Annotated in this window: 22 protein-coding genes; 12 read left to right on the plus strand and 10 right to left on the minus strand. The window is 33.4% G+C overall.

Annotated elements, in window-relative coordinates; translation table 11 throughout:
* Window positions 1-124 precede the first annotated feature (124 nt).
* Together QY322_02195 and QY322_02200 are read left to right on the plus strand one after the other, a co-directional pair.
* Complete coding sequence (locus QY322_02195; GenBank protein WKZ26100.1) at window positions 125-1,015, plus strand: hypothetical protein; 891 nt, start codon at window positions 125-127, stop codon at window positions 1,013-1,015.
* A gap of 9 nt (window positions 1,016-1,024) precedes the next feature.
* Entirely contained in the window at window positions 1,025-1,513 is a 489-nt protein-coding gene (locus QY322_02200; GenBank protein ID WKZ26101.1) for a hypothetical protein, read from the plus strand.
* A 159-nt stretch (window positions 1,514-1,672) separates the two neighbouring features.
* On the opposite strand, the gene QY322_02205 is transcribed toward QY322_02200, so the two are convergent.
* Window positions 1,673-2,281, minus strand: a complete 609-nt coding sequence (locus tag QY322_02205) for a non-canonical purine NTP pyrophosphatase (protein WKZ26102.1) — start codon at window positions 2,279-2,281, stop codon at window positions 1,673-1,675.
* An 8-nt stretch (window positions 2,282-2,289) separates the two neighbouring features.
* A complete protein-coding gene (locus tag QY322_02210) occupies window positions 2,290-3,048 on the minus strand; it encodes an HAD family hydrolase (protein WKZ26103.1) in 759 nt (252 codons plus the stop codon).
* 173 nt (window positions 3,049-3,221) lie between these two features.
* On the opposite strand from QY322_02210, the gene QY322_02215 reads away from it, so the two are divergent.
* Window positions 3,222-3,419: a hypothetical protein gene (locus tag QY322_02215; protein WKZ26104.1), complete on the plus strand. Its 198-nt coding sequence runs from the start codon at window positions 3,222-3,224 to the stop codon at window positions 3,417-3,419.
* Window positions 3,420-3,461: 42 nt separating this feature from the next.
* Complete coding sequence (locus QY322_02220; GenBank protein ID WKZ26105.1) at window positions 3,462-4,433, plus strand: HD domain-containing protein; 972 nt, start codon at window positions 3,462-3,464, stop codon at window positions 4,431-4,433.
* A 184-nt stretch (window positions 4,434-4,617) separates the two neighbouring features.
* Here QY322_02220 and QY322_02225 read toward each other — a convergent pair whose 3' ends face one another.
* Window positions 4,618-5,145, minus strand: coding sequence for a hypothetical protein (locus QY322_02225; GenBank protein WKZ26106.1), 528 nt, complete (start codon window positions 5,143-5,145; stop codon window positions 4,618-4,620).
* A 134-nt stretch (window positions 5,146-5,279) separates the two neighbouring features.
* On the opposite strand from QY322_02225, the gene mltG reads away from it, so the two are divergent.
* The 4 genes from mltG to QY322_02245 all read left to right on the plus strand — a co-directional run bounded on the left by mltG (window position 5,280) and on the right by QY322_02245 (window position 8,828).
* The gene (mltG, locus tag QY322_02230; protein ID WKZ26107.1) at window positions 5,280-6,251 is read left to right on the plus strand and encodes an endolytic transglycosylase MltG; all 972 of its coding nucleotides are present in this window, start codon (window positions 5,280-5,282) and stop codon (window positions 6,249-6,251) included.
* 17 nt (window positions 6,252-6,268) lie between these two features.
* Window positions 6,269-7,231: a tRNA-dihydrouridine synthase gene (locus tag QY322_02235; GenBank protein ID WKZ26108.1), complete on the plus strand. Its 963-nt coding sequence runs from the start codon at window positions 6,269-6,271 to the stop codon at window positions 7,229-7,231.
* An 11-nt stretch (window positions 7,232-7,242) separates the two neighbouring features.
* Window positions 7,243-7,488: a DUF5652 family protein gene (locus tag QY322_02240; protein ID WKZ26109.1), complete on the plus strand. Its 246-nt coding sequence runs from the start codon at window positions 7,243-7,245 to the stop codon at window positions 7,486-7,488.
* 128 nt (window positions 7,489-7,616) lie between these two features.
* On the plus strand, window positions 7,617-8,828 hold the full coding sequence (locus tag QY322_02245) for a DEAD/DEAH box helicase (GenBank protein WKZ26110.1): 1,212 nt from the start codon (window positions 7,617-7,619) through the stop codon (window positions 8,826-8,828).
* Here QY322_02245 and QY322_02250 read toward each other — a convergent pair.
* A complete protein-coding gene (locus tag QY322_02250) occupies window positions 8,815-9,132 on the minus strand; it encodes a DUF4258 domain-containing protein (GenBank protein WKZ26111.1) in 318 nt (105 codons plus the stop codon). The genes QY322_02245 and QY322_02250 overlap by 14 nt on opposite strands.
* Window positions 9,133-9,158: 26 nt before the next feature.
* Between QY322_02250 and QY322_02255 the strand changes: the two genes are divergently transcribed.
* Window positions 9,159-10,691 (plus strand): hypothetical protein, encoded by a 1,533-nt coding sequence (locus QY322_02255; GenBank protein ID WKZ26112.1) that lies wholly within the window; start codon window positions 9,159-9,161, stop codon window positions 10,689-10,691.
* Here QY322_02255 and QY322_02260 read toward each other — a convergent pair.
* From QY322_02260 to gltX, 3 genes are read right to left on the minus strand one after another with little or no spacing between them, the layout of a single operon-like run.
* Window positions 10,650-10,976 carry a hypothetical protein gene (locus QY322_02260; GenBank protein WKZ26113.1) on the minus strand — a complete coding sequence of 109 codons (327 nt, stop codon included), beginning with the start codon at window positions 10,974-10,976 and terminating at the stop codon, window positions 10,650-10,652. The two genes, QY322_02255 and QY322_02260, sit on opposite strands and share 42 nt — an antisense overlap.
* The gene (locus tag QY322_02265; GenBank protein WKZ26114.1) at window positions 10,973-11,908 is read right to left on the minus strand and encodes a hypothetical protein; all 936 of its coding nucleotides are present in this window, start codon (window positions 11,906-11,908) and stop codon (window positions 10,973-10,975) included. Before QY322_02265 ends, QY322_02260 begins: the two co-directional genes overlap by 4 nt.
* A 1-nt stretch (window position 11,909) precedes the next feature.
* A complete protein-coding gene (gltX, locus tag QY322_02270; GenBank protein WKZ26115.1) occupies window positions 11,910-13,220 on the minus strand; it encodes a glutamate--tRNA ligase in 1,311 nt (436 codons plus the stop codon).
* Window positions 13,221-13,263: 43 nt separating this feature from the next.
* Between gltX and QY322_02275 the strand changes: the two genes are divergently transcribed.
* Window positions 13,264-14,313 (plus strand): hypothetical protein, encoded by a 1,050-nt coding sequence (locus tag QY322_02275; GenBank protein ID WKZ26116.1) that lies wholly within the window; start codon window positions 13,264-13,266, stop codon window positions 14,311-14,313.
* An 18-nt stretch (window positions 14,314-14,331) separates the two neighbouring features.
* Here QY322_02275 and QY322_02280 read toward each other — a convergent pair whose 3' ends face one another.
* Window positions 14,332-15,285 carry a D-alanyl-D-alanine carboxypeptidase family protein gene (locus QY322_02280; GenBank protein ID WKZ26117.1) on the minus strand — a complete coding sequence of 318 codons (954 nt, stop codon included), beginning with the start codon at window positions 15,283-15,285 and terminating at the stop codon, window positions 14,332-14,334.
* Window positions 15,272-16,666: an amino acid--tRNA ligase-related protein gene (locus QY322_02285; GenBank protein WKZ26118.1), complete on the minus strand. Its 1,395-nt coding sequence runs from the start codon at window positions 16,664-16,666 to the stop codon at window positions 15,272-15,274. Before QY322_02285 ends, QY322_02280 begins: the two co-directional genes overlap by 14 nt.
* Before the next feature lie 195 nt (window positions 16,667-16,861).
* Between QY322_02285 and QY322_02290 the strand changes: the two genes are divergently transcribed.
* Both QY322_02290 and QY322_02295 read left to right on the plus strand, forming a co-directional pair.
* Window positions 16,862-17,218, plus strand: a complete 357-nt coding sequence (locus tag QY322_02290) for a hypothetical protein (GenBank protein ID WKZ26119.1) — start codon at window positions 16,862-16,864, stop codon at window positions 17,216-17,218.
* On the plus strand, window positions 17,211-17,372 hold the full coding sequence (locus QY322_02295) for a hypothetical protein (protein ID WKZ26120.1): 162 nt from the start codon (window positions 17,211-17,213) through the stop codon (window positions 17,370-17,372). Before QY322_02290 ends, QY322_02295 begins: the two co-directional genes overlap by 8 nt.
* On the opposite strand, the gene recJ is transcribed toward QY322_02295, so the two are convergent.
* Complete coding sequence (gene recJ / locus QY322_02300; GenBank protein ID WKZ26121.1) at window positions 17,365-19,014, minus strand: single-stranded-DNA-specific exonuclease RecJ; 1,650 nt, start codon at window positions 19,012-19,014, stop codon at window positions 17,365-17,367. The genes QY322_02295 and recJ overlap by 8 nt on opposite strands.
* Window position 19,015 lies beyond the last annotated feature (1 nt).

The following is a 19,015-nucleotide window of genomic DNA, read 5'->3' on the forward strand; positions in this document are numbered from 1 at the left end:
TAAAAAGTAAGCCTCAGAAACCCAAGGGCTCCAGAGTAAAAGCTATCAGAATAGTTACAGATCTTTTACTTATTACATTAAGGGTGAAAGATATAGGAAAAAGTCGGAAACGATTCGAGAATGGATGGCTAGAGATAAAGAAAAGGATGATAGGGTTGAAAATGCAGTTACTCCGCGAAACGTTTATTGTGATTCTTGTTCAAACGAGATGAATATGACCATGAAACATCTGTCATCTAACGACACAAGAGTAATGTTTTGGTTCGAATGTCCAAATAAATGCAAAAAAAGAAAGGCAGTTTTTGACAATGGCGAGGAATTTAAACCAGAACCCCCGCTATGCCCTAGATGTTCTGGAAAACTTAATGAAAAGCTTGAAAGGAAAGGTGAGGCATTAATAACTTATATCTCCTGTCCCAACTGCAAATATAAAAATAAAGAAATTATCGATTATGAGAAGGATAGAAAAGAATGGGCAGAAAAGAAAAGGAAAGATAAAGAGCTACTTAAAAAATACAGATGGCAATTTTGTTTAAACGAAAAAGAGGGTCAAGAATACATTTCTCATATAGAAAGCATGAAACGACTTAGGGAGGTAATGGAAGAAAGTGAGAAAAAACAAAAAGACCCCACTTACAAGAAAGTTCAAAAACTGAAAAGGTTAAAGATCACTGATCTAAGGGAAAACCTGGAGAAAATACTTACAAAAGAGAGGTATTTGAATCTTAAGCTAGATAAACCCCAAATGGACAGATATGTGATAGTTCCCTTTACGCTGGAGGATGGTGACAGTAAAAGAGGAGAATACGATAGCAGGAATAATTGCAGAAAGATTATTAAAGAGACTCTAGAAAAAACCAATTGGAGGTTAATAAGTGAAGGAATAAGTTATAGGCTGGGATATCTCTCTGGGAATTTGAAAGGCTATGAACAGGAAGAAGACTTAGCTGAACTAATTAGAAAAGAAAACAAAAGTAAGCCGAATATTCATAAACCTGACGATTTTGAGTTATAATACTTTCGTATGAAGGCAGAATTAAAGAAAATCTTAGGAACTGGGCTTTCCGGTGGTTATGGGTCTAGTAACTATGGAAAGGGTGAAAGAGCTGGTTTTCCTGTAGATGTTAATGACTATTCTGGCCCAGAAGGAAAATATCATGATGAATGGGCTGCACACCAAAATGGTGGTGGCCAAGAATTGGCTAAAGATCCTAGTGGAGAGGAAGCTACAAGAGTATATGCAGGTGGATCGCTTGACACAGAAGGCTTGCAAAGATTGGGGTTAACAGAAGAGGAGGTTTCTACAGAATTAAAATATTTCCTAAAAACATTAGGTTCTACAAGTAGATTTAATGAAGAAGTAACTTTAGAGCATGGGAAGTTTAAGTACACATATAAAGTTATGAAAGACGTCAAAGAGATCCCTGTGGTAGTTGGAGAAGAAGAAATTAGGTATGGAGATGAAAACGCGTTAGTTTTTGTTCACTTTCATATTAACTCTCCGGTAAGGTAATAATTCTTAGCACCAGTTTAAATATATCAAACTACATCAGCTTTATACCCTTTCCACTGTACCATTTGTCCCATTTAGCCTCAAATGTGATACACTTCTAGGTGAGTTATAAGGTCTAAACGGGGGCAGACCGGTATGCTCAGCTAAGTATCCAAGCCCCTAGAAGTCCACAGATTTAACAAACTCTAGAAGTTTTTCTCCAATAGATTGTTGCCAAAAAGTATCTTGTTCTTGTTGTGTCATGTCTGCAATGTATTTGTTTGTAGCAGGGTCAATTTGAATACTTTCTAACGGGTATCCTGATTGTCTGCTTGTGGTTGGAGTTGAAACAAAAGTTCTTGGGGATTTAATTGTAGTTTCTTTATATTCTCCATTTGGTGTTGCAATACAAATTCCAAATTCCAAATATCCTTCTGCTTTACCTCCAAGACTCTCAATTAATTTTGAATAATACTCAATCATTTCTTCATCTGTGGTTGCTGTTCTTCCATCAATCCTTCTGACATTTAATGCCGGTTGTTTATCATCAGAAAGTCCATTAATGTAAAGTGCATTATCCATTGAAAAAACTGTTTTTCCAAGTGTTTTTGCGTATGCCAATGCTTTTTTCCTTGCATTTTCATTTGCAGTTTTTCCATCTTCAATAACTTCAGGAAACAAGCTTTTGTCAACGACACTATCTACTTCAATTCCAGCAGGAGCCAATACTCCTCTAATTTGTTTTATCTTTGCCTCATTTGTAGTTCCAAAGATTAGTTTTTTAATCATATTTTTAATCAAACCACTTCAATAATTTGTTTTAAAGTCTTAATTCTTTTTACACTTTGATCTACTGGTAAATTATGTATCGACCAAATATTTGGATCTTCAACTAAAAAACAATGTTTTACTCCCGCTTCCATTGCAGGATTAATGTCAGATCTTGGACTATCTCCAACTACTGCACAATCTATGGGACTTAATCTAAAGTACTGTATTGCTTGAGTCCAAGATTCAGAGGTTTTATGACCATTTTCATCAATAACAAATATGTCATTTGTTTGTACAAACCTTGCTAGGTCTAGCCAATTGTATTTCATCTTTGTCCAATCTCTACTTGCATGGGTTACTATACCAATTGGAATTCTTATATTTTTAATAATTTGAAGTCCTTCTTCTGCACCGTTCATCATCGCAAGTGGAGTTTTATATATCTTCTGAAATATACCTTTGACTTCGTTCATCAATGGCAATTGCAATGAGTGTTTACCACCTAGCTCATCTACAACAAAATTCCAACGAACAGGATTAACTCCAATTTTTTCAAAAAGTCTATTATTTATTTCTTCAACATCAGCTTTCCACTCATCACGAGTTCGAAATGATGTATTTGAAGCTAGATGATCAAAGGCTTCAGCCATTACTTCTCTAAAAACTTGTCTAGTGGGACAAATTGTGTCATCCAAATCAAACAAAAATCTTTTTATTCCTTGTTGTTTACACCATTCACCAAGACGGATTTCACCCTCGCTTAAATTTAACCGATCTTTCGACATGATGGAAATTATATCACTAAAAAATAAGAATTTTCCTTTTTTAGGTTATTGTTTTATTAGATTAATAAATTCTTCCAAAACGCATTTTAAATATCACTATCGACATGTAGTTCAAATCCAAGCACTGTAGCATAAGGTATTGATTTTTAATCAAGAACTACTATTATTTATATATGAGTAAAAATAATTTTAAAATTAAAGACTTAAAACTCACTTGGTGGCAGGCAGGATTATTTAAACTTGCAACTATTTCTTTTGGAATAATACTTGCAGTTAATTACTATGATTTTTTTGTATCAAATATGTCTCTTGTCTGGGCAACATTCCTCATTCTAGGCTTTTACATAATCTACATTTACTTTAATAAATAGACCTCTATTGTGTTCAAATTTGGTCAGTGTTAAAATCATCACATGCTAATTAGTGACAGGATATATGGAAAGATTGAAATTAAGGATAAAGTAATTCAAGAACTTATACTTTCCAAGCCACTGCAAAGATTAAAAAAAATAAATCAACACGGTGCTCCACAATATATCCAACCTATTCGCAATGTAAACAGATTTGAACATAGCGTTGGTGTTTGGTATTTGTCCTTTCTCTACAAACGCTCAATAGAAGAACAAATTGCCTGCTTACTTCATGATGTACCCCATACTGCATTTTCCCATGCCATAGATTTTGTATTCCCAAGTGAAAAACATAACTTTCACGAAAAATTTACAGAAAAAATAATAATAAATTCAGAAATTCCAGAAATTCTTCAAAAGAATAATATTAATTTAAAAAAAGTTTTAGATGTCCACAAATTTCCACTTCTTGAAAATGACCTACCAGATATATCCTTTGACCGTTGGGACTATTTTATGAGAGATGGAACTGCACTGGGATTTTTTCCAAAAGTGTTGGTTAGTGAATTTATTAAAAATGTTTTTGAAAAAGATAATAAATTTTATTTTAAAGATATTGGGCTTGCATCCACCTACTCAATTTTGTTTATGAACTTCTCAAGACTTATCTGGCTTGACCCAACCTCACATGGATCATATTTCTTAATTGCAGAATCAATGAAAACTGCCTTACAAAACAAGATTATTAATGAAAACGACCTTTTCAGCGATGATGAAGCTTTGATGAAAAAATTAAAAACTTCAAAAAACATAAAAATTGTTAACTTACTAAAGAGATTAAAAGTTGGTAAAGAATTTAGGTATTCAGAAAAAAACAAAGCCGAGTTTTATGGTCCAAATAAACCCAGATGTGTTGACCCCTTGATTTTGATAAACGACAAATTAAAAAGACTTTCTAATGTTGTTCCAAATATCGGTACCTATTTTGAAGAATTTAAAACGAGCTATAAGTACCTTGGCGTAACACAGATATGATATTAATCATTCATATATTAATTGCAGTATTTAGTATTATTTACTCTGTTTTTAGCGCCTTAAAACCTTCAAAGAACTCTGTTGTGGTTTTATCTATTTTAACTTTTCTAACAATTTCAACTGGAATTGGATTAATAGTTATAAATCCTGCAAATTTAGGAAAGTTTTGCTTATCTGGCGTCGTTTACTTGGTATTTATGTATTTCTCAGGCAAACTAGCAAGCAAGAAAAAGGCAGTTCCTATCATTTCTAAACCTTCTTCAACTGCAACACTGTAAACATAAAAGTCATGACCATAAGTTAAAGAGCCAACGAGTTCAAAAACTAAAACAAAAAAGTAAGATGTTGTGCCGTAAACCATTAGTTTTTTAGTTTTTAAATTTTCTTCTTTTACTATTCTTACAATAAACATCACCAAAACAAGCAATATCACTCCTGACAAAGGAAACAGCCACGACAAATTTGAAAGCTGGCCTAAAATACCTTCACCTACTAAAGCTTGTTTAACCAAAGTGTTTGCATACTCATGAATTTCAAAAAATTCATCTAAAGAAAGAGCTATAAAGAATGTACCCAGTATGAAATTTAAGTTTATTTTTTTAAAAAACATTTTTGTCTTTAAGTAATTAACCCCTGTCATAAATGCCAGAACTACAGTAAAAAATGAGGCTAAGGTATATTTCTCATCCATATAAAAAATACTTGTATCCATACCCAAAATCCTTACTGGATGCAAAAAAAGATGCAGGAGGACTATCAATATAGATGTCACAAATAATATGTTCATGGATACAGATTATAACAGAGATTTCTTGTTTATTTAGCTTTACTGTAAAATACAGCTGAATGGAAATAATAACAAAAACTGTAATTGCACTAATAACTACCGCAGTCATCATACTTGGATTAGTATGGTCTTTTTTTGGTCCAGCTAACAATCAGAAACAAGAGATTGTTCTCATAATTCCACAAGACACTGGAAAATTCAAAGTCACGGAAGAACTCTTCAACCAAGGTTTAATAAAAAACAAAAAAGGCTTTGAGTTTTTGGCTAATAGGTATTTAAAGGGGCAAGACATAAAATCTGGAGGCTACAAACTTAATTCATCATTAAACGCTTGGCAAACTATTAACAAACTTAAGGGGAAACAAGATCTTATGTGGGTTAACATTTACTTTTGTCCCAGAAAAGAGCAGGTTGGTGAAAAATTGGCTGAAGTTTTAGGTTGGGACGAAAACAAATTAGAAGACTGGAACGATTTATATAAAGATACAGATTATTATGAAGGTGTTTATTATCCAGACACCTATTTAATCCCAGTTGATGAATCCGTAGAAGATGTTTCTCAAAGATTCATAAATAGGTTTAATGATAAATTTGCCCCACTTGCCGATGAATATACATCCAAAAATATCAAATGGACGACAAGTTTAAAAATTGCATCACTAATTGCGAGAGAAGCTGCAGGTAGAGAAGATATGAATTTAATATCAGGAATAATCTGGAACAGACTTGATCAAGGCATGAGGTTACAAATAGATGCAACTATGCAATACACACTAGGTAAAAACGAGAAAGGGAGTTGGTGGGGTGCTATTAGTTTGAAAGAAAAACAAAGTGATTCCCCCTACAACAGCTACAAAAATAAAGGTTTACCACCCACCCCCATTTGTAGTCCAAACATAGAATTTATATCAGCAGTTATTAACCCAGAAGAGACAGAATGTCTATTTTATCTTCATGACAAAAACAAAAAAATTTATTGTAGTAAAACTTATGAAGAACACAAAGAAAACATTAATAACTATTTACGATGAAACCACAAAACACAACTATGATAAATAATTTCTGGAAAAAATTACCAAAACCATTTGTTGCACTTGCTCCCATGGAAGATGTTACTGACTTTGTTTTTAGAGAAGTTGTCTCAAAATATCTCCCAAGACCTGACGTATGTTTTACTGAATTTACGAACGTTGAAGCATTAAACTCTGCAGGTTTTGAAAGAACAATTCACAGATTTAAGTTCAGTAAAAAACAAAAACCAATCGTTGCCCAGATTTGGGGACTAAAACCTGATAATTATTACAAAACATCAAAACTAATTGCTGAACTTGGCTTCAACGGAATAGACGTTAATATGGGTTGCCCTGATAAAGCTGTTGTAAAAATTGGAGCCTGCTCTGCGCTTATTAATAATCAATCACTAGCAAATGAAATTATTACTGCAACAAAAGAAGGTGCAGGAAAGCTACCCGTTAGCATAAAAACTAGACTTGGATTAAAAACGATTGTAACTGAAGAGTGGATTACTTTTTTACTCGAACATAAATTGGACGCAATCACGATACATGGCCGAACAGCAAAGCAAATGTCTGATGTACCAGCAGATTGGGATGAAATCGAAAAAGCCGTAGACATTAGAAATAAAATATCACCCGAGACATTAATAATTGGGAACGGAGGCGTAAAAAATTATAACCATGGGATCGAATTATCAAAAAAACACAGAGTTGATGGCGCAATGATTGCCACAGGGATACTCTCCAACCCTTGGGCTTTTGACAAAACCAACAAAATTAATAATTTTAACGACAACAAAGAAATTCTGATTAAACACTTAAATCTATATAGCAAAACAAACGAAAGCAATAAAGCATACGGAGTGATGAAAAAATTTTTTAAGATGTATATCAATAACTTTAAAGGATCAAGTGATTTAAGAGCCTTACTTATGCAAACAAAAGATCCAGAAGAAGCAATTAAACATTTGACAAGATGGTCTAAAAAACATTAATATAACTATATATGTGGGGTTATGGAAATTACTACAATCAAGACTTTTATGGAATGGGGTTATTTAAATTTTTAGTCCCAGTTGTTATCTTTGACTTAATTTTAAGAGGATTTGCCCTCTGGAAATCAGCCAGAAAAGATCAAAATATCTGGTTTATAGCTCTACTTATTGTTAATTCAATGGGAATTTTGCCGCTTATTTACCTTGTTTTAAACAGGGACAGTAAACCAGCTCCAAAAAAGAGTAAGGGTAAATAACTTCAGTAAATGCCCCATAGTTGATTGACATCATAATGTTAATGTGTTATTATGCTTATGTTGTGTTGAAAGACTAGTTGTAACTAACTCTTACCTCTTCGGTTTTTCCCCAATAATTTTTTAACAAAATGTATAAGAATTTTAAGAAAAATTCTAATGGTGGATTTCGTACTCGCACGAATTATGGTGCAATGGGTAGACGTTTTGGAGCTGGAGGTAGAGGAAGAAATGTTAAATCGTTTGACCCTACTAGTATCATTAACTCACAAAACAATGAAATAAAGGTTGAAGTTGAAGCTTATACACCTAAAAACACGTTTTCTGACTTTAAAATTGACCACAAACTAAAACAAAATTTACTAGCCAGAAATTATACTGCCCCATCGCCTATCCAAGACCAATCTATACCTGAAATACTTGATGGTAAAGATTTGATTGGTATTGCAAACACGGGAACAGGTAAAACAGTCGCCTTTTTAATCCCCCTTTTAAATAAAGTTATATATGACCGATCTCAAAAAGTATTAATTGTCGCTCCAACTCGAGAACTTGCAAGTCAAATAAGAGATGAATTTTACACTTTCTCTCGAGGTCTTGGTATTTACTCTGCTCTTTGTATTGGTGGAGAAAATATCAACAGACAAAAACAAGAATTAAGAAGAAATCCAAATTTCATAATTGGAACACCTGGAAGATTGTTAGACCACGTAGATAATAGAAACTTAAATTTATCAGACTGTAGATCTGTTGTTCTAGATGAAGCTGATCATATGGTAGATATAGGATTTTTAAAAGATGTTAAATATATGATTTCTTTGCTTCATGAAAATCGCCAATCACTATTTTTCTCAGCAACAATTGATGGAAAGGTAAGAGAGGTTTTAAATAGTTTTGTTAAAAATCCAGTAACTGTATCTGTAAAAACTAGAGAAACAGCAGTAAATGTTAAGCAAGAAGTAATAAAAGTAGATAGTCCAAATAAAAAAATTGAGCAATTACAAGATTTATTAAAAAAACAAGAATTTGATAAGGTTCTAATTTTTGGAAGAACCAAACATGGAGTACAAAAATTATCTGATGAATTATCCAAAAGAGGTTTTAAAGCTGACTGTATTCATGGAAATAAAAGACAAAGTCAAAGATTAAAAACTTTAGATCGATTTAAAAGAAACCAAATTGATATATTAATTGCAACTGACGTAGCTGCTAGAGGCTTGGATATTCCAAACGTTAGCCATGTTATAAATTATGAAGCTCCAGAAAGCTACCAAACATATATTCATAGAATTGGAAGAACTGGAAGAGCTGATAAAAAAGGTATCGCTATTACTTTTGTTTAAAAAACCACCTTTTTAATAAATTTAACCAAAAGTTCTCTTTATTTTCATGAATTTTCAGAAATACTGTTTTTGACCACACAGATAATATCACCCACTCTTTTTTCTCGTTTTGCTTAGCAACTACTTCAATTCTTTGATCTCCATAGGTTTTGTAATAAACCCAAGCTCCTTGAGTTTTTGAGTATCTACTTTGATCTGGCCTATTCCAAACTGCCCAAGCATCTCCTTGTTTGATATTTCTCTCTTTTAATCTTTGAATTGCATGGTTTGTCCATATTACTCCTCCATAGTTTCGGTCTGGCATACTTTAGTAGTATACTTCAAAAAATAATGTTAATAAATAAAGGCACAGAGAGTTTAATAAATGATCTAAAACTAGCTATTGAATACAACTTAAAGCAGAAGAAGGACTTATCAAAAAAATATCATTCAAAGTCAACTCTCGCCTTTGTATATGAAAAAGCAAGAAATGCAATTGAATATAAAGATGAACACCTAATAAGATACACAGCAACCGAAAGGATACTCAAGCGTCGTTTGCATTTAAATCAATCTTCAAAAAAGATATCTGCATTTCTACTTAAGGAGCTCAACTGGGCAAGATATATAGAACAATATGAAGTTAATGAATCAAATTTATTAAAAATAGAAAAAATAATTGAAAAGTACAAAAACACAATTAACACCACAGTTGATAGTAAAACCAACCAGACATTAGTTGGACTTTGCGCTGCAGAGATAGATGAATCTATCAACTTTGACCCCATTAACCAAATAATCATTAATTATGTTGCATCGTGCTTTGAAAACCTGTTGGTCATTGAGGGGTTGGATAAACCAACAAAAAGTATGCAAATATACATTGCAACCGAGAGGGCATTTGCTAAAAATAGTGAGATTATTATTAAGCACAAATTATTAAAAGTTCTACTAAAAGATAGGAATGATCCAGTAAAACTTATTGAAACATTAACAATAGTAGACCAGCACCTAAATTATGAACATGGTAATTTAGTCAGAAGAAAAATAGTAAAACTTATCCCACCTTTTAACCTACTCAAAGACTATATTAAAGAGCATACAGACGAACTAATTGACTTAATTGAAAAACCTGATGAATTAAATTTATCTTTAATAGGATTTCTGGAAGTTAAATATAAAGAAAACACTGATAAGGTACTTAGGGCCTCCAAAAGAAGTATTGTTTATATTTTCTTAACTAAAATGTTGTTTGCTTTACTGATTGAAGTACCATTTGATATTCTAATGGGAAGTATTAACTACTTGGTACTAAGCATTAATATTCTTTTTCCCCCATCATTGATGATTCTATTTAACTCACAAGTTAAGTTACCTGAAAAAGAAAACTCAGAATTAGTGATCGAAAGAATAAATAGCTATTTATATGCAGATAATCAGTCATCAGGTGCTGAAAAAATAGAGATTAATAAGACTAAAACAAAAATTGAAGAGGTCTTTTATTATATTTTCATTGTTACCTCTGGGATTTTACTGATAAGTATAATTTATTTCTTAAACATTCTAGGGTTTAACCCAATCAATCAAATGATATTTATGTTCTTTTTAAGCGTTGTTTCATTTTTCGCATACCGTGTTCGAGAAATCTCAAATGATTTTCTTTTAGAAGAGACTTCAAACAGTTCGCTTATTGAAACCCTAATTGATTATCTTTTCCTACCAATAATAAAAATTGGACAGTGGTTATCAATGCAAGTTTCAAAAATAAACATACTCAGCTATATATTTGACGTAATAATAGAAGCTCCTCTTAAGACATTTATTGAGATATTTGAACAGTGGCTACACTTTGTCAGAGTTAAGAAGGAGGAGTTCCTTGGATAGTTTTTTAATTTCTGCTTTAATTAACTTTTCCACATCTTTACCTATTTTTTCATTTAGATATTGAAGTAACCCTGTATCATGTGGGCTTTTGTGAAACTTGTCTAAAAACTCTGAATGATGCTCCTCTGGTAAATTACCAAGGCAACAATCAATGACAGTATGATGGATCAAGTCTTCAACGTAAGTCCACAACTCCTGCATCTCATCATTAGAACCAGCTATCTTTTTAATTTTTTTATCAATTGTTTTAATAACAATCAAGTGGTCGTAAAATAGAATACTCATATTTGTATTAAATTCCCTTCTGGTATATTTAGTTCATTATACTTCACGGGACCTAATGGGACATTATTTTCAGGATCATCTACAAAGAAAAGGAGTACAGCTCCTTTTTTGTACCTTGATCCACCCAAATACTCCATCACTTCAGGACTCCCCCCAAAATGCTTACCAGTCCAAGCTGCAGGGCCTGCATCTGCAATTGCAGCAACAACCGCATTTCCATTTTTAGTATTTATTATCATTACTTTTCTATACTTATACCAATTATATAAATATGGTTGACGACTATTCCAGTCAGGTAAATATAAGGTTTGAACTACTGCATACCACTTTTCAATTTCTACCAAATCTTGATTTAAATTATCTTTTGATTTTGCAAAATAACCCCAAGCGCCAAGACCTGGAGCTATCCCTTCTTTGTAGTATGGACCGTGGTTTTCTAAAATATCTCCAGGATATCTTTTTAGGTGTTGCTCTGCTCCAATATAGCCATATGTAGTGTTTAGATGTTCTCCTTCAAGTGATGCTTTGGCAGGTATGTTTGTTACATTTTTAATAACTTGTTCCAAATGTTTTTCCTCGTCTCGAGAGAGAGGTCTAACACTTTCAGGCAACATCTGCCTCAAACTTTCTATCAAATCAGCCTGTGGTAAACTCTCACCTTCTTTTCTACCTGCTAACTCATCCAAACTTTTCGATATCTCAGTGGGTGATGGAAGTTGACCAACACCCGTTGGAGGAGCAAGTAAAAGAGTTCCAGTTAATGCACCAGCTGAAATTAGTTTGGCACTGTGTTGCCTGATCTGACCCAACTCAACACCTTTTTCTAATAAAAACTTGTGGGCCTTAGGATATTTTTTTTCAAAATTTACCTTAGCTTCTAAGCTTTTTAGTTTTAATAAATCTCTTAAATTATTTTGAGCAGTTTGTGGCATATTAAATTATTTTTTTTAATCTTTCCAACGTTTCTTCCTTACCTAATATTATAATCGATTCATTAATTGGTGGTGTAAATTTCATACCAGTAATGGCAATTCTTAAACTCATAAAAAAGTCTCCTGTTTTAAAATTGTTTTCTTTGACAACTTCCATCAAATCTCTTTCTGCTTCAATTCCTTGCACAGCCTTACTTAAATGTTCTTTGTAACTCTCTCCAAACAATGAAGTATCAACATCTGGCCTTTCCCAAAAGAATTTTGCCAGCGTATCAATATCTGAAACTTTTGTAATTCTTTCTTTTAATAATTTTGTAATTTCTAATTTTTTAGGTTTTTCTATTTTTTTGAACTTGGGACTTAGAACTTCAAATTTTTCACATAGTTCGCTATCACTCATTCCACGAATATACTGTCCATTAAACCAATCCAATTTTTCTCTGTTAAATATTGGGTTTGATGCCTGTAAGCCAGAGCGGTCAAAATATTTGACAAATTCTTCCAAACTAAATAATTCTTTGTTATCTTTTGGTGCCCAACCCAAGAGCACAACAAAATTAAATAATGCTTCCGGTAAATATCCTTCTGCAAGTAATCCATCCACAGAGGTGCTTCCTTTTCTTTTGGATAACTTCCCACCCCCAGGATCCATAATATCTGTCAGGTGTCCAATTTCTGGAACATCATACTCTAGATACTTATAAACAAGTAAGTGAATTGGTGTAGAGGGCATCCAGTCATGACCCCTCAATGCATGTGTTATTTTCATATCGTGGTCATCTACAACCACTGCTAAGTGATATGTGGGAAAACCATCTGACTTTAAAAGTGTTGCATCACCTACAACAGAGGTGCTCCAAGAAACCTTTTTACCCAAAACGTAATCAGTAAAACCAATGCCTTCGCTGTCGGGAACTTTTAACTTTATAGCACCATTTGTTAAATTCCTTTCTCTGCAAGGATCACGGAGAATACTTGAAAAACCATCTTTTTTGGCATTTTTAGCGGTACATTGGCAGTAAAAAGCATGGCCTTTATCAACCAGTTCCTTAGCGGTCTTTGTATACAGGTCAAGTCTTTCAGACTGTATATAGTATTCATCCCACTTGATATTGAAAACCTTCAAAAGTCTTTTAATATCTTCAACCCCTCCCTCCTTCTCTCTTTTTTTATCTGTGTCCTCGATTCTTAAGATAAAATCTCCACCGTTATTCTTTGCCAAAGCGTATGCATAGAAAGCAGTTCTTAAGTTACCTATATGCATTGAGCCGGTAGGACTTGGAGCAAATCTTGTTCTGACCCTATTTACCATAATTGAATTGTACCATTTCACGGGTTAAACTTAAAAGATAAGTATGACAACTCTAACTGAGGCATCAATAGGTTCTAGAAAAGCAATTCGTTATGGAATCTATGCCATAATTTCAATTATTATAGCTAGAAGTTTACTTTTGGGTGCAATATCTTTGTATAAAACAATTTTTCCCCCACCCCCAGAACCACCAACAGTAGCATTTGGTAGATTGACAAAACTTCCATTGCCAAATCTTCCAAAATTGAATCTAACCTTTACACTAGAGACTGCTGAAGGTGGGATACCTCAGTTCCCTTTAAAAACTAATGTCTATTTTATGCCTAAGAATATCTCAAACTTACTAGCACTTGATATCTCTCAAGACAAAGTTAACAGACTAGGTTTTAACATAGAACCACAACAGGCATCAGACACAACTTTTAAGTTTTATCACAAAACTGCACCCTCAAGTCTAGAAATGGATATTGTTAATGGCACATTCTCATTAAATTATGATTTAAACGCTGATCCCACACCACTATCTTTTAGACCTAGCCAACCAGAAATTGCAAGAAACAGTATTAAGACCTTTTTAGCCTCGGCAAGTTTATATCCCCCTGATCTTGAAGGTGGAATATTTAAACATACCTACTTAAAAACTCAGTCAGGTGGATTTACTCCCGCTTTATCTTTGTCAGATGCAAATTTAGTAAGACTTGATTTATTTAGAAAGAGTTACGACAACCTACCAACAGCCACCAAAAACCCAAATGAAGGAAATGTTTGGTTTTTAATTAGTGGAGTTAGAGAACGAGGTAAAGAGGTTTTGGCTGGTGAATATCACTATTTTCCTGTTGATGAAACACAATCAGCTACCTACCCTATTAAATCTGGTGAAGTAGCTTGGCAGGAGTTTGTGGGAGGAAATTACTTTATAGCCTCCAACGGAACAGCCCAAGAAGGAGAAAATATTAAGATAAGAGAAATATATTTAGCCTACTATGACCCTGGTACCTATACTGAATTTTTCCAGCCTGTTTTTGTTTTTGAGGGAGATAAAGATTTTGTAGCCTATATCCCAGCAGTTACTCAAGATTACTACGGAGAGTGAGAAAATCTTGGCAAAGTTTCACTTTGTGAGAAAATCTTGTCCTGAAGGAGCTATCTTTTGCCATTCATAATTTCCATATACCCAATCAATTAACTCTATTGTTTCTCCAAACCTATCACTACTACCTAAAACAACTATCATTACTTTCCTATTATCTCTCTCTACAAAAGTAATTAAGTTTTCTCTGGCATTCTCAGTCCATCCAGTTTTAACTCCCATAACACCAGGGACTTCACCCAATAATTTATTAATATTGACAAGTCTATGAGTAAACCTACCATCTACGCTTTTTACAATTGAGGTTTGAGTGTTTACTATTTCAGCAAACAGTGGATTATTCATTGCATATTTGGCAACCACCACTAAATCCCTTGTCGTTGAATATTGTGACCCATTATCTAAGCCTGTTGGATTACTAAAATGTGTATTGGTTAGCCCTAAGTCTTTAACCTTCTTATTCATTAATCCAATAAAAAGATCTCGTCCTCCAACATGGTTACTTGCCAAGACTTCAGCAGCATCATTTCCTGAATATATAAGTAGCCCCTTTAATAAATCTACGAATTTTATTTCTTCCCCCTGGACAAGCCCCATTTTTTGCCCCACTACGTTTATCCTGCCGACTTTTAAGACCTGTTCTAGGTCATAAGTATCAAGTGCCACTAGTGCTGTAACAATCTTGGTTGTAGAGGCTGGTAGAAGTGCTTTGTTTGGGTCCTTTTCATATAGAGTTACCCCAGAGTCCAAATCTACTGCCATGACAGACTGTGAAGATAAAATTGGGTAAGTTGCGTCATTTTTCAAAACTGGCAAATCTGGATATGTTTTTTTAACTTTAACAATGGTTATGTAATCTTTAACCTTACTAAAGTTTCCAGATATTGAAATTGCTGTTGTTGAAATTAATAGAAAAGACAAAATAGATAAATAGAACAACTGATCTCTAACCAGTGGGGTTTTACTTTTTGACATTTATTTTTATCCCAAGTTCCTTAAGTTGGTCATCGGATGCAGCACTTGGCGCATCGAGTACCGATGTTTGACCCGATGAAGTTGTAGGAAAAGCCATAACTTCACGAACTGAGGGCTCATTAAACATAGCCATAATAAATCTATCAAGACCTGGAGCTATACCACCATGTGGGGGAACACCATAACTAAAAGCTGTTAACATATGATCAAATTGAGCTCTTTGTTCTTTAGAAAACCCAATCAATTTAAAAATCTGTTCCTGTAATTTGGAGTCACTAATTCTTATACTCCCACCCCCAACTTCAAAACCATTTAAGACCATGTCGTGCTGCAGTCCTCTTACCTTATTTGGATCAGTTTCTAAGAGTTCCAAGTCGTCTGGGTGGGGAGACGTGAACATATGATGTGATGGTGCCCACTTAGCCTCACCTGAACCATGGAAAAAATCTTCCTTTGTTTGCTCGGTAAACAATGGGAAATCAACAATCCAACAGAAGGCAAGCTCGTTAGGATCATTTTTGTCGACTCGAAGATCAGGTTTATCACTTCCATACTTTTCCCTAGCCTCTTTATGTGGAATTCTAGGCCAAGGTGTGTTTGAAATTTTCTTTTCTGGAAAAAGATTCAGCACTAGGTCCGTAAACATTTTTTCAGTCAACTCTAAAATGTCATTTTGATCAATAAATGACATTTCCATATCAAGCTGTGTAAATTCGCCATAAGCACGATCTTTCCTGGGGTCTTCATCCCTGAAACATCTTGCAAACTGGAAGTATCTTTCCATTCCCGCAACCATTAAAAGTTGCTTATATTGTTGTGGTGACTGTGGTAGTGCATAGAATTTACTATGTTGTAACCTTGAAGGAACCAAGAAATCCCTTGCACCTTCAGGAGTAGTTTTAGTTAGAATTGGTGTTTCTATTTCTACAAAGTCATTATCTAATAGATAATTTCTTAAAAATTGTGTCATTTTTGATCTAATTCTAATGTTTCTAGCCATTCTAGGTCTTCTTAAATCTAAATATCTAAATTTTGTTCTGACATTTTCGTCAATATCATAGCCATCTGTATCAATAGGCATTGGAAGTTCTGAGGCTAGAGATAGAACTTTTAAACTTTCAATTTGTAGCTCAATTTCTCCTGTTTCAATCTCTTTATTAATTAGTTTTTCAGGCCTTTCAACAATCTTCCCAGTAATCTCAATAACACTTTCAACGCTAACCTTTTCTAAATTTTGTCCAACACATTGAATAATTCCCGTTCTGTCCCTTAAATCTATAAAACTGATTTTCCCATGATCACGTATGGTTTCCACCCAACCTTTAAGTGTTACTGTTTCACCAATCATCTCAATAGTTTCTTTGACTAATGTTCTCTTCATATATGTATTCTAACTTCAATATTAGGGATTGACAACAAGCACAAACATTTTTTACAATAGACGAGCAAGAAAGATATCATGAAAAAATTATACACAGTCAAGACAATTATTAATCTCTTTACCTAAGGGGTTTGTCCTGACTTTTGTTTTTTGACAAACCTCTTTAACAAAAGGGGTTTTTTTTGACCTAAAAATATGACTGAAAGAAAGAAACCAACAAAAGAGTTTAAATATCCAGACGGAAGCAGAATGTGCGTTGCTGGAAAAGTTAGAGCAAGCTGGTGGTCTCAACTAATATCAAAGGGTGATCTAACCGAGGAAGATTTGATAAAGCTCGCAGGAAAAGGTGAATATGCTGTAGCAAGGGGGGCAGATACTAACAAAATAAATTATATCGCCATGATGGTTTATAGACACCTTAAATCTGGTGATCTAGAAGAATACACCACAGATGGTCAATTTATAAGTAACAACATAATACAAAACGTCAACGATAACAAGTTTGCATATCTAATTCGACAAATATTTGGGGGGGGTGATAACTGTGACTGAAAGACAAACTGACAACAATGAGGTTGTGGCAGTAGATGAGCGGACAAAAGCGGCCAGATTAAAAGTTTTAGAATCTGACAAGGTGGCTCAAGCGAATCGAGAAGCTGCAGAAGCAATAGAAACAGGAGAAGTGTTTTATGGGGGAACTAAATAATTTTTATATCTTTATCATTCCTAATGTCTCGTATTTTCAACTGTATTGAGGTTTTGTTGTTCCAAACATTTTCTTCAACTGTGAAGGCAATATTTGCTTTTATGGGTTTTGAAGAAATGTAGTCACTTTTTGCATTAAACCAAATTGCATCTATTATTTTACTGTCTTGTTTTAGTTTCATTTTTATATGCTTATTTTCACTACCAACTGTTTTTGTTTCCACAACTTCTACATCTTTACTTAAAAAAATTGGTGAGTAGTTACCATACCCTACAGGTTCTAGCTTTGTAATGAAATCTAATAAATCTTGATTAATAATACTAAAATCAATAACCGCATCAATTTTTAACTTTCTTAATAACATCTCTTTATTCAAATATTTTTTTGATATTTCGTTTATTCTTTCTTTAAACAAACTAATTTTTTTAGTTTCTATTGAAAACCCAGCAGCCATAGGGTGACCACCACCCTCTATGATTAATCCAGTTTCTTTAATAGCTTCAATAATATTGAACCCACTAATTGATCTTGCTGAAGCTTTTGATATCTTTTCACCTTTTGAAAATATTATTGAAGGTTTATATAATTTTTCTGTAACTCTACCTGACGCCAAACCAATTACTCCTTCATGATAATCACCTTCTATAACAATCACATTTAACTCTTGATCGACTTCTTTTAATGTTCTTATCAAAACATCTTCCACTATTTGTTGTCTTTTTAGGTTTGTATCATTTAACAACTTTGAAAGTATTAGTGACTTTTTTTTGTCTCTGGTACAGAGTAACCTTAAAGAATCAGTAGCATTTAAAAGCCTTCCCATAGCATTTATTCTTGGGGCTATAATAAAACCAATTTCATATACACCAACTTTTGAAATACCTGCAGATTTAATTAATTCTTTTAATCCTAACTTTTTTGTTTTACCAGCGGAGCTGGCCAAGCTATGCTTATTCAGTTCTTCTAGTCCATACTTAACCAATGACCTGTTTATCCCCAAAAGAGGCATTTGATCAGCAACTGTTCCAATAGCAACCAGCTCCAAATTATCAAAAACTTTGAGTTCTTTAGCTAAAAACCAAGAAAGAGCAGATCCACAAACCTCAGTCGAATGAATAATATATTCTGTATCTAACTTCTTTTTTGTTTTCTGATGATGATCAACTACAATCACATCAATTTTTTTGTTTTTTGCTGTTTTTATTGCACTATGAGCAACAATGCCGTTATCAACAGTTACAATCAATGCTGGATTTAGAGCTTTAAACTTGGAATTTTTAAAAGTTTGAGATTTAATACCATAACCTTCTTCAAACCTATCGGGTATGTATGGTAAAGCATCAAAACCTAATTTATAAAGCGCCTCCCAAAGTATTGCTGTTGAACAAACACCATCTGCATCATAATCACCAAAAATTACAATTTTCTCTTTTTTTTCTTTTGCTAATTTTAATCTTTGAAGGACCCTATTAATTGAAGCTTTTGGAACACCCAAGTCAATTAGATTTATATCCTTTGGATTTTTAGGTTCTAAAAAATCTTTGACTTCATTTTCAGATTTTAGTCCCCTGTTTTTAAAAATTACTTTTTGTAAAACCTCGATACTATTTACCTTAGTGCCGTCTAATATTTCCCATTTCATA

The sequence above is a fragment of the bacterium genome, from assembly GCA_030583725.1.
GTDB lineage: Bacteria > Patescibacteriota > Microgenomatia > UBA8517 > UBA8517 > JAUYMM01.

Bases quoted from the DNA above. Each gene is read 5' to 3' on its own strand.
- QY322_02280 (WKZ26117.1), bottom strand. From the start codon at position 15,285: ATGTCAAAAAGTAAAACCCCACTGGTTAGAGATCAGTTGTTCTATTTA.
- QY322_02260 (WKZ26113.1), bottom strand. From the start codon at position 10,976: ATGAGTATTCTATTTTACGACCACTTGATTGTTATTAAAACAATTGAT.
- QY322_02205 (WKZ26102.1), bottom strand. From the start codon at position 2,281: ATGATTAAAAAACTAATCTTTGGAACTACAAATGAGGCAAAGATAAAA.
- QY322_02225 (WKZ26106.1), bottom strand. From the start codon at position 5,145: ATGGATACAAGTATTTTTTATATGGATGAGAAATATACCTTAGCCTCA.
- QY322_02195 (WKZ26100.1), top strand. From the start codon at position 125: ATGGCTAGAGATAAAGAAAAGGATGATAGGGTTGAAAATGCAGTTACT.
- QY322_02245 (WKZ26110.1), top strand. From the start codon at position 7,617: ATGTATAAGAATTTTAAGAAAAATTCTAATGGTGGATTTCGTACTCGC.
- QY322_02255 (WKZ26112.1), top strand. From the start codon at position 9,159: ATGTTAATAAATAAAGGCACAGAGAGTTTAATAAATGATCTAAAACTA.
- gltX (WKZ26115.1), bottom strand. From the start codon at position 13,220: ATGGTAAATAGGGTCAGAACAAGATTTGCTCCAAGTCCTACCGGCTCA.
- QY322_02265 (WKZ26114.1), bottom strand. From the start codon at position 11,908: ATGCCACAAACTGCTCAAAATAATTTAAGAGATTTATTAAAACTAAAA.
- QY322_02285 (WKZ26118.1), bottom strand. From the start codon at position 16,666: ATGAAGAGAACATTAGTCAAAGAAACTATTGAGATGATTGGTGAAACA.
- QY322_02220 (WKZ26105.1), top strand. From the start codon at position 3,462: ATGCTAATTAGTGACAGGATATATGGAAAGATTGAAATTAAGGATAAA.
- QY322_02250 (WKZ26111.1), bottom strand. From the start codon at position 9,132: ATGCCAGACCGAAACTATGGAGGAGTAATATGGACAAACCATGCAATT.
- QY322_02210 (WKZ26103.1), bottom strand. From the start codon at position 3,048: ATGTCGAAAGATCGGTTAAATTTAAGCGAGGGTGAAATCCGTCTTGGT.
- recJ (WKZ26121.1), bottom strand. From the start codon at position 19,014: ATGAAATGGGAAATATTAGACGGCACTAAGGTAAATAGTATCGAGGTT.
- QY322_02215 (WKZ26104.1), top strand. From the start codon at position 3,222: ATGAGTAAAAATAATTTTAAAATTAAAGACTTAAAACTCACTTGGTGG.
- QY322_02235 (WKZ26108.1), top strand. From the start codon at position 6,269: ATGATAAATAATTTCTGGAAAAAATTACCAAAACCATTTGTTGCACTT.
- QY322_02290 (WKZ26119.1), top strand. From the start codon at position 16,862: ATGACTGAAAGAAAGAAACCAACAAAAGAGTTTAAATATCCAGACGGA.
- QY322_02275 (WKZ26116.1), top strand. From the start codon at position 13,264: ATGACAACTCTAACTGAGGCATCAATAGGTTCTAGAAAAGCAATTCGT.
- mltG (WKZ26107.1), top strand. From the start codon at position 5,280: ATGGAAATAATAACAAAAACTGTAATTGCACTAATAACTACCGCAGTC.
- QY322_02240 (WKZ26109.1), top strand. From the start codon at position 7,243: ATGTGGGGTTATGGAAATTACTACAATCAAGACTTTTATGGAATGGGG.
- QY322_02200 (WKZ26101.1), top strand. From the start codon at position 1,025: ATGAAGGCAGAATTAAAGAAAATCTTAGGAACTGGGCTTTCCGGTGGT.